This window comes from Oleiagrimonas soli, from assembly GCF_000761445.1.
GTDB lineage: Bacteria > Pseudomonadota > Gammaproteobacteria > Xanthomonadales > Rhodanobacteraceae > Oleiagrimonas > Oleiagrimonas soli.
This window is the reverse complement of record NZ_KN196470.1, coordinates 382,339-396,121: the sequence shown is the minus strand read 5'-3', so window position 1 is coordinate 396,121 and position 13,783 is coordinate 382,339. Positions and strand designations below refer to the sequence as shown.

At 65.7% G+C, this 13,783-nt stretch carries 12 protein-coding genes; 7 read left to right on the top strand and 5 right to left on the bottom strand.

The features are described 5' to 3' along the window. Nucleotides 1-120 precede the first annotated feature (120 nt). The 3 genes from LF63_RS01665 to LF63_RS01655 form a co-directional block, all read right to left on the bottom strand. Nucleotides 121-687: a hypothetical protein gene (locus LF63_RS01665; protein WP_043099186.1), complete on the bottom strand. Its 567-nt coding sequence runs from the start codon at nt 685-687 to the stop codon at nt 121-123. Nucleotides 688-757: 70 nt separating this feature from the next. After that, nucleotides 758-2,356 (bottom strand): pilus assembly protein TadG-related protein, encoded by a 1,599-nt coding sequence (locus LF63_RS01660; protein WP_043099185.1) that lies wholly within the window; start codon nt 2,354-2,356, stop codon nt 758-760. 326 nt (nt 2,357-2,682) lie between these two features. Beyond that, on the bottom strand, nt 2,683-2,916 hold the full coding sequence (locus tag LF63_RS01655; protein ID WP_244962445.1) for a pilus assembly protein: 234 nt from the start codon (nt 2,914-2,916) through the stop codon (nt 2,683-2,685). Nucleotides 2,917-3,274: 358 nt separating this feature from the next. Here LF63_RS01655 and LF63_RS01650 point away from each other — a divergent pair, with 358 nt between their 5' ends. The 5 genes from LF63_RS01650 (at nt 3,275) to LF63_RS15110 (ending at nt 10,275) form a co-directional block, all read left to right on the top strand. Next, nucleotides 3,275-4,282: an OmpA family protein gene (locus LF63_RS01650; protein ID WP_043099182.1), complete on the top strand. Its 1,008-nt coding sequence runs from the start codon at nt 3,275-3,277 to the stop codon at nt 4,280-4,282. Nucleotides 4,283-5,061: 779 nt separating this feature from the next. Beyond that, complete coding sequence (locus tag LF63_RS01645) at nt 5,062-5,613, top strand: fimbrial protein (RefSeq protein ID WP_043102894.1); 552 nt, start codon at nt 5,062-5,064, stop codon at nt 5,611-5,613. Nucleotides 5,614-5,723: 110 nt separating this feature from the next. Continuing rightward, nucleotides 5,724-6,470 (top strand): fimbrial biogenesis chaperone, encoded by a 747-nt coding sequence (locus LF63_RS01640; protein ID WP_043099181.1) that lies wholly within the window; start codon nt 5,724-5,726, stop codon nt 6,468-6,470. After that, a complete protein-coding gene (locus tag LF63_RS01635) occupies nt 6,467-9,223 on the top strand; it encodes a fimbria/pilus outer membrane usher protein (protein ID WP_052394544.1) in 2,757 nt (918 codons plus the stop codon). Before LF63_RS01640 ends, LF63_RS01635 begins: the two co-directional genes overlap by 4 nt. Next, entirely contained in the window at nt 9,223-10,275 is a 1,053-nt protein-coding gene (locus LF63_RS15110) for a fimbrial protein (protein ID WP_052394543.1), read from the top strand. The genes LF63_RS01635 and LF63_RS15110 overlap by 1 nt, the downstream gene beginning before the upstream one ends. 212 nt (nt 10,276-10,487) lie before the next feature. On the opposite strand, the gene LF63_RS01625 is transcribed toward LF63_RS15110, so the two are convergent. After that, the gene (locus tag LF63_RS01625) at nt 10,488-10,817 is read right to left on the bottom strand and encodes a hypothetical protein (protein ID WP_043099179.1); all 330 of its coding nucleotides are present in this window, start codon (nt 10,815-10,817) and stop codon (nt 10,488-10,490) included. A gap of 256 nt (nt 10,818-11,073) precedes the next feature. Beyond that, nucleotides 11,074-11,823: an FAD-binding oxidoreductase gene (locus tag LF63_RS01620; protein WP_043099177.1), complete on the bottom strand. Its 750-nt coding sequence runs from the start codon at nt 11,821-11,823 to the stop codon at nt 11,074-11,076. A 207-nt stretch (nt 11,824-12,030) separates the two neighbouring features. Here LF63_RS01620 and LF63_RS01615 point away from each other — a divergent pair, with 207 nt between their 5' ends. After that, entirely contained in the window at nt 12,031-12,972 is a 942-nt protein-coding gene (locus LF63_RS01615; protein WP_043099175.1) for an ABC transporter ATP-binding protein, read from the top strand. Beyond that, a complete protein-coding gene (locus LF63_RS01610) occupies nt 12,969-13,748 on the top strand; it encodes an ABC transporter permease (protein ID WP_043099174.1) in 780 nt (259 codons plus the stop codon). The genes LF63_RS01615 and LF63_RS01610 overlap by 4 nt, the downstream gene beginning before the upstream one ends. The last annotated feature ends 35 nt before the right edge of the window (nt 13,749-13,783 follow it).

The window sequence follows — 13,783 nt, the reverse complement described above, 5'->3', positions numbered from 1 at the left end:
CATCTGCGGCATCACTCCTGCGATGCCTTCTTCCTTGCTGCGCTCGAACGTCTCCGCGTGGTTCTTCCTCGTTCGCTGCCGCGACGCCTCAATCGGTCGCGGCTTGCCGCTGTTCCGTCCTTACTTCACGTGCGTGCAATGCAGTTCGCCCTTCAAGGTCACCCACTTCGTCTTGCTCGAATCCATGGTCTGCAGCCAGTTCGTGCCAGCCACGCGAAAGCCGTCGAACACGACCTCCCACGATCCGTCGGCCTTGCGCACATGGATCCCTTGGATGGGTCGGGCCTGGTTCGTCGTGGCAAACGTGTTCTGGGCGGCGCCCTCGTCGAGCTGGAAGTTGAACTCCGTCGGCGCGCCGTTCTTCTCCAGCGTGACGCCGATCTGCGTGCCTTGCGAGGCGGGAACCCCGTTCTTCCAACGCGGTGCGTTGAGCGCCATCAGATGGCCGTCGATGACGACGCAGTCCGAATCCTTGAACGCGATCGTCCCGCTGTAGTCGCCGCTGTAGTGCAGCGTGCCGACTTCGGCCGCGCTGCCCGAACCGCTCGCACCGCCATGCCCCGCCGAACACGCCGCCATGGGCAACAGGGTCAGCGCCAGCAGGCTGCGACGCAGACGGCGCGCCGGCATGGCGTGCGCGGAAGTGCGAAGAGCATCGAATGGAAAACGGATGTACTGCATGTTCATGAACCTTTTCATCGTGCGAAAGAACCATCGATGCCGCCGGGCTTTCGGGAAGACCGCCGGCATCGTCGAGCTAGAGCGTCGGCTTGCACGGCGAAACCATGCCGTGCCGTATCGCCACCGCCTGCCGCACGTCGCAGGGCGTGTCGATCAGACGCGCCTGCCAGTACGGACTGAAGAGACTGCCCAGCTCCCGCCGCGGATCGACCGGACTCGGGAACAGGGATCGGGAACGACTGAAGTAGACCTGCGCCGAACCCAGCGCCGAAAGCTGGTCGGACACGGTCTGATCCTTGACGCGGAAATCCGGACCGCCGCCGAACACGCCGCTGGACGCGGAGGCCGGGTCGTTGCCGAGATGGTCCAGATGATCGCTGGTGTGGACGGTGTCCATGTTCTGCACCACCAGCACGGTGAACACCGGGCCGACGTCGAGCTTGCTGACGCCGTTGTCGGATGCGGAGGCGCCATTGAGGTAGGGCACCGTCGCGTGGTCGTCGGTGATGTCGTTGTAGTCCGGCAGTCCCACCGTGCCGCCGAGCTTCTGCAGCGCCGCGCCGCCCATCGGCTTGATCCACGGGTTGCCGTTCTCGGCCGGATTACTGAGCACCACGCGGCTCGCCGCGCCGTTGCCCATGGCGCCGGCATAAGGATCGTAGTGCCCCTTGGTCGCGTACTCCGGATCGCCGCCGACGTAGGGACCGTCCCAGCCGGGATTGCGACGCGCCAGCGACGCGAACGAGCGTGTCTGCTTGTCGATGGCCGCGCCGCCGCCCCACGCCAGCGGAATGTCGAAATGCTTGCCGTGCGGCGGAAAGCCGTGCACGCCGCAGAGAAAGATCGGACAGTGAAATTCAAAGTTCAGCGTGTCCAGGCCGACCCAGTTGCGGTAGTCGACCAGGTCCGTGCCGCCGCGCTTCTTGAACAGCCCGAACAGGAAGCTGCCGTTGCGTTCGCGCGAGAACGGATCGCGCGCTTCCATCACCACGTTGCGGAAGCGGTTGGCGCCCGCGTCGGCATGTCCGCCGGTCAGCGGGATCGTGTAGCGATGCACGTAGCCGTCCTTCAGCAAGGCGCTGGCGCTGACCGCGTCCTTGCCCAGCAGGGCGATGCCGAAGGCCGGAATGCTGGCGTTCGGATCGTTCATCTTCACGATCTTGGTCGCCAGGTTCACGGTATCGGCCGAACCCGCGTCGCCGATCAACTGCGACGAACGCGCGTACGTCCCGTTCATGAACGCCTCGACCGTGGCCGCGAAATCGAAGAGTTTCTGTTCGAGGTTGCGGCCCTCTTCCAGATAGCTTTTGGCTTCCTGCAGGTCGGCGGCGATTTCGTCCAGCACCTCGCCGACGCCGAAGAATTCGAGCGGAATGGAGATCACGATGAGCGCATCGCGCAGATGCGCGGTGCCGCTGATGGCGAAGTTGGTCCACGAATACCAGCTGACCATCTGCGCCATCGCGATTTCGTTGGCCACCGTCGCGCGGTTCATGTAGGCCATCAGGTTGTAGGCGCGCGCCTGCTGCACGGCGGCGCTGTAGGCCGCCGCGTCGGCCGTGTTCACCAGCTGCACCTTGGTGTTGACGGACTGCCCCGTGTTGAACAGCACGATCACGCCGACGCACAGCACCAGCAGCGCCATCATGCCGAGCACGAAGGCTTGACCGCGCACGCGCAGACGTACACGCGTGCAACCGCGAGGCAGCCGCGCGAGCCTGTTCGTTTTCGCCGCGGGAGCCGTGCTCCCCATGTGCGTTACCACCTGCATGCCGCATCCCCCGATCAGTGGAGCTGATCTTGCCCAGGGCCGGCCTGAGCGCAGACGGCGGTGCGCCGTCGTGCGCCTCAGGAGACGACCGAAGACAATCGCTCCACGCCTCCGTCACGCAGGACGGAGGTGTTGGCGTCGATGCCTGGGCGTGTGGGAGGGAGCGGTAACCCGCACCCTCCCCGCGTCACGGACCGAAGCACTTCAGTCCGTGCAGACCAGGAAACTCCTCAGGTGCCCGAGTTCGGACCGCTGTGGTAGTTGGCCAGGTTCTTCTCGGCGTCGCCCTCGTCGGCGGCATTCTTGGCTTGCTTGCCGGCGTTGCTCATCTGCGTGGTGCCGTCGTTGCCCGAAAGCTCCTGGGCCATGGCGCCGACTTGCTCGCGCGCGGTGTGGCCGAAATAGGTGACGGCGCCGATGGCGGCGATGGCGATGAGTGCGGTGATGATGATGTATTCGGTCATGCCCTGACCGCGCTGCCGGACGCGGATTCCATTTCGGCGTTCGCTGTGCAGTTTCATTTTTTGCTTCCCCATTGCGTGACTGGATTCCAAAACGCCTCGCGAACCCCTCGCGAGACGAGCTACTGAATCAGAAACGCCCCCTGTGCGATTCATCATGAATCACGTTTCACCTGGCCCCCTCCAGGGACCTGGCGACTCCCAACCTACAGCGCGATGGCTACAGTTCCGTGAAGACGCACAGGTCTGATCCCCAAATTGGGGACCTGTTGGCAAAAATATCGAGGCTGTCGCCAAGATGCAAATGCCTCTTGTGCATGTGATACGTAGACTGCCTACATCACACACGACAGGATGTCCGATGAACGCTATCGCTATCGCGCGTTGCGCCGCCGTTTTCTTGATCGCGGGATGGCTGACGTCGACCAGCGCTCACGCTGCCACGTCAATCCACGGCGATCTGCCCGGAAGCCAGGACAGCAAGATCATCCATCGCTTCGCCGGGTCGACCATCGTCGGCTATCAAACCGCAGACTATGGCTCGGTGACCCTGCCGCTGGGCGCCTATCGTCAGCATGCGCTGTCGCGCTCGGAACCGGCGCAAGGCGAAGTGCGCCGCATCGCCTACATCGCCCCGGCAGGCGTCTCCGCGCTCGAGGTCTTCCACAACTTCCATCAGGCCATGCAGCAGGCCGGCTTCCGCACACGCTTCCAGTGCCACGGCAACGATACGTGCGGCAACGCCTATGGCATCGCCAAAGCCATCTACGCGCCTGTGGCCGATCGCCTGAGCGGCAAGCTCCAGTACAAGATTCTGCGCAATGACACGCTGCTGGCCAGCGGCGGCGACGTCTACGTGGAGACGGCGCGCCTGACCCGGCCTGACGGCGTGATGGACAGCGTGTTGCTGGTCAGTCATCAGCAGGGTCAGCCAACGGGCATCCTGTTGCAGACGGTGCGGCATGCCGCCATGAAGACCGGCGAAGTGACGGTCGACGCCGACGCGCTGGGGCGCGGCCTGGCAAGCTCCGGGCACATCGCCCTGCGCGGCATCCATTTCGCGCATGACAGCAGCACGCTGACCGCCGCCTCCGACCCCACGCTCTCGGCAATGGCCACGCTTCTCAAGCATCAGCCGGCGCTCAAGGTGTTCATCGTCGGCCATACGGACGATACCGGGGCGCTCGCGCACAATCTGACGCTCTCGCGAGCCCGCGCCCGTAGTGTGATGCAGGCGCTGATCCGTCGCTTTCATGTGGCCGCGGGACGTCTTGCCGCCGAAGGCGTGGGTCCTTACGCCCCTGTGGCCAGCAACGCCAACGCCAATGGCCGCGCGGAGAATCGCCGCGTAGAGATGGTCGCCCGCTAGCGAAGTCAGACGCCGAGAGTCGTCCATCGCCTTCCGGCCTGGCCCGGAGACACCCGGCACCCGACCCCAACCGGCCATGGGCCGCGTCACGTCTCGCGACACCCGCCCTGGCGGCTCGCGCCCGGACGGCCGCGCGTGTTTGCCGCCTCTCCGGAAACACCGGCTCCCAAGGCCCCTAAAACGCGACGGACGCTGGCTTGAAGCGGGGCGTTCTCTGCAGAACGATCCCGCCTCGAGCGACCGATGCACTCGGCCGCCACCGCAGCATCAAGCCCGACGCCAGGCTCGAACGGGCACTGCCGACCGCATGAAAACGGTATCAGGTCACATATCTCGGATAGCGTGCATCCGCCGCCCGCCCTTCGCGCACCCAAAACTGCCAAATCAAGCACACCTTTTGCGCGAAACAGATCACGCTCCCGCGACGAGCGAATCGGCGCACCCAGTCCGGGATTGATCCAGGGCGATCATTCAATTTATTGATATATATGTAAATTTGTCGAATTTTCTCGACAGAAAAACCTTGCCCAAGCCCTGAAGGCTGGCATCCAGCGGAACCCTAAACACCGTCGGGAAAGTTCTGCAAAATGTGACGTGCTTCGCACACAAGGTGCCGAAGGACGTCAGTTTTCCCCTACTTTCGGCCTATGCCAACCAGGCAAAAGTGCCCTCGAAACCCTGTTTAGACCACGACATTTCCGCTTCAAGGAAACTGTGGCATACGTCTTGCTTCAACGATTCCTGCCCAACCAACTCACCGGGGAATACCAGTAATGAAGATGAAGTACAGCCTCCTCGCCGCCGCCCTGGCCCTCGGCCTGAGCGGCGTCGCCAACGCCGACCAGAACTCGGGTCCGGACGGCACCATCACGATCAACGGCAAGGTCATTGCCCAGACCTGCCAGGTCGACGGCAACGGTCTCGGCACGGCCGACAACAAGGTGGTCAACCTGCCGGACGTGCTGACCACCGCCCTGGCCAGCACCGGCGACACCGCCGGCGACACCAGCTTCCAGATCAGCGTCACCGGCTGCGACGCCAGCCTGTCCACTGTGCAGGCCTACTTCAGCGGCGGCGACGTCAACAGCGGCAATGGCCGTCTGGACAACAGCGCCACGGGTGCGGCCGGCAACGTGCAGGTCCAGCTGCTGAACGGCAGCGACAACCCGATGGATCTGAGCGGCGCCGACGCGTCGGCCCAGAGCTCGCAGCAGGTCGCCCTGTCCGGCGGCGCCGCGACCCTGAGCTACAAGGCCCGCTACTACGCCACGGGCGCTTCCAGCGCCGGCGCGGTGAAGTCGACCGTCGACTTCACGCTGATCTACCAGTAAGTCTTCGGCGTCCCTCGCTGCGACGGCCTCACGCCGTCGCAGCGCACGGGGCACCGGATGCATGGCGGGCGCCACGCCCTCGACCTTCGACTCCTCCGGTACCCGTCCCCATGACCTCTTTTTCGCGCATTCTGTGCATTCTCGTTCTCGCGCTCGGTTCCTTCGCGGGCGTGGCTCAGGCCAACGTCGTCATCGGCGGCACACGGGTCGTGTTCTCGGCCAGCCAGGGCGAGACGACGCTTCGTCTCAGCAACCAGGGCAAGCAGCCGGCACTGGTCGAAGCCTGGATCGACGAGGGCAACGAGCAATCGACCCCCAACAGCACCCATGCGCCGTTCCTGATCACCCCGCCGCTGTTCCGCATGGAAGCCGGCCGGGACCAGAGCCTGCGCATCCTGTTCACCGGCGACGCCGCCAAGCTGCCCAGCGACCGCGAGTCGTTGTTCTGGCTGAACGTGCTCGAGATTCCGCCGAAGCCGAAGCAGGCCGCCGACAGGAACCTGCTGCAGTTCGCGGTGCGCTCGCGCCTCAAGCTGTTCTATCGACCGGCCAATCTCGCCGGCAATCCGCTCAAGGCGCCCGAAAAGCTGACCTGGAGCGCGACCGACGACGCCGGCACCGCCTCGCTGGTGGTGCATAACCCCACGCCCTACTACATCACCATCACCAAGGTGTCGCTGAAGACCGCCGACACGCCGGTGACGGTGAATGCCGGCATGGTCGCTCCGTTCGGCGAGCAGAAGATCGCCCTGCCCGGCGTGCGCAACGCACCGGCCGCCGGCACGCAGATCGGCTTCACCACCATCAACGACTATGGCGCCGCGGATGTTCACGCGGGGGCGATCGTCGCGCCATGAAGCATCGTCGCGCCACGCGCTCGACTCCGGCTGCTCGCGGGCACACGCCCGCGCGCCTGGCGTTGTGCGTGGCGATGACCTCGGTCCTGTGGGGCCTGTCCGCCACGGTTTTCGCCGCGGCGGGACCGGCGGCCGGACCGGCGCGCGACGCCAACACCTCCGCGGAAGGCGGTTTCGCCGATTTCGATCCCAGCATGCTGTCGGGCGGTTCGCGCAGCGCGATCGACCTCAGCCGCTTCGAGCACGGCGCGATCGTGCTGCCGGGCGTCTACAACCTCGACGTCTACCTCAACCGGGAATGGATCGGCCGCCTGAACGTGCGCTTCGTCGCGCCGAAGCCGGGTGCCAGCGCCGTGCCCTGCATGACGCCGGAACTCATGGACCGCATGGGCCTGACGCCGGCCGAAGGCACATCCGCAAAAGCCGCCGACGCCTGCCCGCAGATCGACCAGCTGATTCCCGACGCCAAGGCGCATTTCGACCAACCCGACCTGCGCCTGGACGTCAGCGTGCCGCAGGCTTACCTGAACCAGTTGCCGCGCGGTTACGTCAATCCGTCGTCGTGGGACGCCGGCGTGCCGGCCGCGTTGCTGAACTACAACCTCAACACCTACCGCACCGACAGCAACGGCATCCGCCAGACCAGTACCTACCTCGGCCTCAACGCCGGCCTGAATGTCGGGCTCTGGCATCTGCGCCAGCAATCGACCGCAACCTGGCAATCGACCAGCAACGGCACGCCATCGCGGCAACGCTGGACCAACATCGCCGCCTACGCGCAGCGCGACCTCCCGTCGCTGCGTTCGACGCTGACCCTGGGCGACAGCTACACCGACGGCACGGTCTTCGACAGCCTCGGCCTGCGCGGCGTGCAGCTGGGCACCGACGACCGCATGCTGCCGCAGTCGCTGCGCGGCTACGCGCCGGTGGTGCGCGGCGTGGCCGAGACCAACGCCAAGGTGACGGTCACGCAGAACGGCGTGCAGATCTACCAGACCAGCGTGTCGCCGGGCCCGTTCACCATCGACGACCTGTACCCGACCGGCTATGGCGGCGACCTGCGCGTCACCGTCACCGAGGCCGACGGCCGTACACATAGTTTCTCGGTGCCCTATGCCTCGGTCGCGCAGTTGCTTCGCGCCGGCACCACGCGCTTCGACATCGCCGCGGGACGTCTGCGCAATCTCCTGATCGCCAACGAGCCGACCCTGATCCAGGCCACCGCGCAGCATGGCTTCAGCAACCTGTTCACCGGTTACGCCGGCCTGCAGGGCTCGCAGGGCTACGCTGCGGCCCTGGTCGGCGGCGCGTTCAACACCCGCTACGGCGCCTTCGCCGTGGACGTGACGCAGGCCGCAACCACCATCCCCGGTCACCGGGCCATGGACGGTCAGAGCGTGCGCCTGAGCTACAGCAAGATCATCCCCAGCTCGCAGACGGCGTTGAGCGTGGCCGCCTACCGCTATTCCAGCAGCGGTTTCCTGAGCCTGACCGACGCCGTCCGCGCCCGCGACTACGCGCGTCGCGGCCTGGACCTGACCCAGTACCTGCCGTCCGACCTGTCGACCATCGACGGCGTGCCGGTCGATAGCGCGTTGACCCCGGCGCAGCAGGCCGCGCTGGCCGGCAACCTGTCCGTCAGCGATACCGGACAGGTCGCCTCCGGCCTGGTACATCGCCGCAACCACTTCACGCTGTCGCTCAACCAGCGCCTGGGCCAGCGCGGAGGCTCGCTCTACGCCAATGCGTCGATCAGCGACTACTGGCAGCGCAGCGGCAGCGACACGCAGTTCCAGGTCGGTTACAACAACCAGTTCCACAGCGTCAGCTACAACGTCTCCGCAACGCGCACGCGGGGTCCGCAGGGCCGCTACGACAACCAGGTCTTCGTCGGCGTGAGCATTCCGCTCGGCGAAGCCGCGCACGCGCCCAGCTTCACGCTGAACTACAACCACGACAACGAGACCGGCGCGCAGGAGCAGGCCATGCTCAACGGCAGCCTCGGCGCGGACAACCAGTTCACCTACGGCGTCACCACCGCGCATGCCGACAACGGCGGCAACGCGAGTTCGGTCAACGGCACCTACCGCGGCCGCTACGCCGTGTTCGGCGCCAGCTATGGCAAGGGCAACTCGTATTCCCAGGCCTCGTTCAACGCCAGCGGCGCGGTGGCCGTGCATCCGGGCGGCGTCACGTTCGGCCAGCCGACCGGCGACACCGTCGGCATCGTGCACGCTCCCGGCGCGGTGGGCGCGCGCGTGACCAACGCATCGGGCGTGCGCGTGGACCGCTCGGGGTACGCCCTGGTGCCGTACCTGAATCCGTACCAGCTCAACACCGTTCGCCTGGACCCGCAGGGACTCTCGCTGGACGTGCAGCTGAACAGCACCAGCGAGCAGGTCGCGCCGTACGCCGGCGCCCTGGTCATGCTGGACTTCAAGACCCGTCACGGCCGCGCCCTGATCGCACGCCTGCACCTTGCCGACGGAAAGTCGGTGCCGTTCGGTGCCGAGGTGATCGACGCCAAGGGACAGAACCAGGGCGTGGTCGGCCAAGCCGGACTGGCGCTGCTGCGCGTGACGAACGACCATGGACGCCTCAGCGCGACCTGGAAAAACGCGCAGTCGACGTCCCATACCTGCCACTTCGACTACACGCTGCCTGCCCGCAGCGGCCAGACCGAAGCCCGCACGGTGATCGACGTGACCTGCGCCGCGTCACCGACCACGCCTGCCAGCGAGGGGAAATCCTGATGCAGCACGCCCTTGCACCATCCCGCTCCAGCGGCCGCCCGGTTGCGGCCGCGACGTGGTTTGTCGGCCTGCTCCTGCTGGCGCTGGCGTGGATGCCGCGCGCCGCGCTGGCCGACTGCGCGTTCACTTCCGGCGCGGCCACCACCGTAACCTTCAACGCCGGCACCATCACGCTGACGCCGAGCACCCAGGTCGGATCGGTACTGTGGACGTCGAACGCGGCCAGCCCGGCCAACCCGCCCGTCCTGACATGCGACGGCAATACCAACGGTGGCATCTTCAACACCATCGCCCCGTCGACGCCGGTCAACGGCGACAACACCCTGATGCCCACCGGCATCCCGGGCGTCTCGTACCGCCTGCTGCATCCAGACGCCAGCACCCTGCTGGCGCTGTATCCCTACTACCCGACGGGCAGCGGCACGTTCAGCGTGCCCACCAATCTGCAGCTGGTGTACACCGGCCCCTATCTGCCGCCCGACAACAGCACGCTCAGCGGGCAGCTGTCGCAATGGAAAATCGATATCTGCGACAACCCGAAGCTGTTCTTCGGTTCGTACTGGAGGTGCAACGGGTCCGTGGCCCCGCGGACGGTGGAAACCTTCAACGTCAACGCCATCATCCACATCCAGGTGCCCACCTGCTCCATCGATCCGGGCTCGGTCAGCAAGTCGGTCGCGCTGCCGATGGTCAACACCCAGCAGCTCACCAGCCAGGGCACGACGGCGGCGAACACGCCCTTCAGCCTGCTGCTGACGCAGTGCCCCAACGGTCTGCATGTCTTCATCACGCTGGACACCACCAATCCGCAGTCAGGTGCCACGGGCGTGATCGCCCCGACCACCGGTACCGGCTACGCCACCGGCGTCGGCGTGCAGATTCTCAAGGCCGACGGCACCACGCCGGTCACCTTCGGCACCGCCATCAATACCGGAACCACGGCCGCGAGCAGCTACAACATCGACCTCTACGCGCGCTACTACCAAACCGGCGCGACGGTCAGCAGCGGCAACGTCAAAGGCGTGGCGACCTACACGATCAACTACCAGTAATCGGCGATCTGGACACCGCGCCATGCGCCGGCGCGTGCGATACGCCGCGGACACCGGCGAAGATACGCAACGCATGGCAGCTGAAGCAGGCGGCGATCGACCCGGGCGTGCATGCGCCGATTCGAGCGCGACCCGTCGTCACGCCGCCCATGTTTCGGCACCAGCGTATGACACGGTGGAAGGCGCGGCATCACGCCGCTCCCAGCCACGCTTCACTCGAAGCGCTGCACCACCAGCTTGAGATCGCTGCGCTGCTGCACGTAGCCGGCGAAGTAGGCATAGGCTTCGCCCTGCAGCATGTCGCCAGGCATCGCTTCCACCTGCACCGAATACAGTCGCGCGGAGGACGCCTTGCCCGCCGTGGCCGTCTCCGGGCAGGCCAGCACGGCCGTTTCGACCGCCCGCGGCGACGCGGCCGCCGGGACTGCCGGCGCGCAAGTCGGCGTGCGCACCGCACCGTGGAACGTGATACGACCATCCGCTGCCTGTGCCGCGGGTACCTGCACGCCCAGTAGCGCCAGCGCGCAGCATGCGCCCCACATCCAACGGTTCCGTGTTTGTCGCTTGCCCATGATCGCGCCCTCGCAAAGCACTTGTCGCAACAAGCTCGAGGACAGGATGTCGCTGTTTCCACATGGGTTTTCGTGACCAAAGTCGCACAAACACCGGCATAGAACCTATGGCCGACCACGCGCTGTGCGCTGGATCACGCTTTATTTCCGCCACGCGCGTTTTTTGGAAGCGGTTCGCGTTTCCGACGGCGCCGCATGCACGTAGTGCGACTGGCTTCACGAAGGCTCAGCGCGAGGAAATGTACTTCTCGCGACGGATCTGGCGGACCGACAGGCCACGCTCCTTGAGTTCGGCGAAGGCGGCATCGACCATGTTCGGGTTGCCGCACAGGTAGGCGATGTCGCGCTCCGGATCGGGCTCGAACTCCGGCAACACGCTCTGCACGTAGCCCAGACGGTCGTGCGGACGCGGGTCCGGGCGTGCGCCGCGGCTCAGGCAGGGATGGAAGTGGAAGCCCTCGTGCTCGCGCGCGAACGCCTCGAATTCCTCGCCGTAGAGCAGCTCGGTCTCGTTGCGTGCGCCGTACAGCAGCACCACTTCGCAATCGCGCGCGCGCAGCAAGGCGCCGATCTGCGGCAGCATCGCGCGGTACGGCGTGACGCCGGTGCCGGTGGCGATCAGCAGATAGCGGCAGTTGGCGTCTTCGTCCATCAGGCAGAAGCGGCCGTACGGGCCGCTGGCCTCGATCTCCTGGCCATGTTCGAGTTCGCCCAGCAGCTTGGTCGCGGCGCCGCCTTCGACGTAGCTGACCGCGATCTCGATGCGCTGCACCGAAGTCGCGCCTTCCGCACCGACCGTGGCCACCGAATAGCTGCGCTTGGTCGGGGTGCCGTCGTCGTAGTGGAAATGCACCTGCAGGAACTGGCCGGGCCGGAACTGCAACGGCACGCCGTCCACGCGCTCGAAGGCGAGGTGACGGACCGTCGGCGCGAGCATGAAGCTGTCGACGAGGCGGAGCGGGAAGTGTTCGACCATGGGATTCGGATGCCGGGAAACGCTGCGTGCACCGCGCCGGCATGGTGCATGTGGACAAGCCCGCTATCATAGAAGGCTGCGACCCGGCTGGAAACCGTCGCCCGTCGTCGCCCGTGCGGCGTTTCGGAACGACGCGTCCCGCCGAACCCTTGAATTTCCCCGCAGGACCATCACCCTCGATGGCTTGCCTTTCCGGAATCCCGCGTCATGACCCAAGCCCCGGCATTGGAAATCACCGACCTGCGCAAGACCTACAGCAACGGCACCGAGGCGCTGAAGGGCGTCTCCCTGACCGTGCAGCCGGGCGACTTCTTCGCCCTGCTCGGCCCCAACGGCGCCGGCAAGTCGACCCTGATCGGCATCCTCAGCTCGCTGGTCAACGCCAGCGGCGGCACCGCCAAGATCTTCGGCGTGTCGATCCACGAGCAGCGCAGCCAGGCCATGCATTTGATCGGCCTGGTGCCGCAGGAAATCAACTTCAACCAGTTCGAGAAGCCGTTCGACATCTGCGTCAACGCCGCCGGCTTCTACGGCATTCCGCGCGCCGAGGCGATGCGCCGCGCCGAGAAATACCTCAAGGAACTGCGTCTGTGGGACAAGGCGCAGCATCCGGCACGCTCGCTGTCGGGCGGCATGAAGCGCCGCCTGATGATCGCCCGCGCGATGATGAACGAGCCCAAGCTGCTGATCCTCGACGAACCGACCGCCGGCGTGGACATCGAGATTCGCCGTTCGATGTGGCAATTCGTCACCGGCATCAACAAGGCCGGCACCACGGTGATCCTGACCACGCACTACCTGGAGGAAGCCGAGCAGTTGTGCCGCAACATCGCCATCATCGACCACGGCAGCATCGTCGAGAACACCGGCATGAAGCAGCTGCTGTCGAAGCTGGACGTGGAAACCTTCGTGCTCGACACCAGCGAACTGCCCGCCGCGCTGTCCGACGTCGACGGCATCGAGCTGCGCCGCGTCGACGACCACACGCTGGAAGCGGAGATGGCGCGCGGGCATGACCTCAACTCCCTGTTCGCGATGCTCAGCGACAAGGGCATCATGGTGACCTCGATGCGCAACAAGGCCAATCGCCTGGAGGAGCTGTTCGTGCGCCTGGTCGAGAACGGCAGCAAGCAGGAGAACGCGGCATGAGCCACACCTTCACGCACAACCTGGTCGCGCTGAAGACCATCGTCCGCCGCGAAATCATGCGCATCGTGCGCATCTGGTCGCAGACGCTGATTCCGCCGGCGATCACCGCCTCGCTGTACTTCATCATCTTCGGCACCGTCATCGGCAGCCACCTGCACAACGTGCATGGCTACCCCTACATGACGTACCTCGTGCCCGGCCTGGTGATGATGCAGATCATCACCAACAGCTACGGCAACATCACCAGCTCGTTCTTCGGCGCCAAGTTCCAGCGCTTCGTCGAGGAAATGCTGGTTTCGCCGACGCCCAGCTGGGTGATCCTGTCCGGCTACATCATCGGCGCGATGGTGCGCGGCCTGACCCTGGGCGTGATCGTGCTGCTGATCTCGACCGCCTTCACGTCCCTGCACGTCGAACACCCGCTGATCACGCTGACCACGGCGATGCTGACCTCGATGGTGTTCGCGCTGGCCGGTTTCGTGAATGCGGTGTTCGCCAAGAAGTTCGACGATATCGCCATCGTGCCCAGCTTCGTGCTGACGCCGCTGACCTATCTGGGCGGCGTGTTCTACTCGATCGACCAGCTCGGCGAGCCGTGGCACACCATTTCGCTGGCCAATCCGATCCTGTACATGGTCAACGCGTTCCGCTACGGCATGCTCGGCGTGTCGGACATCCACATCGGCGTGGCCTATGCGGTGATGGCGTTCTTCGCCGTGACGCTGGGCGGCTTCGGCCTGTTCCTGCTGCATCGCGGCATCGGCATGCGCAGCTGAGGCGGCTCGCGCGGAAGGCGATCCGCCTCAGCGAG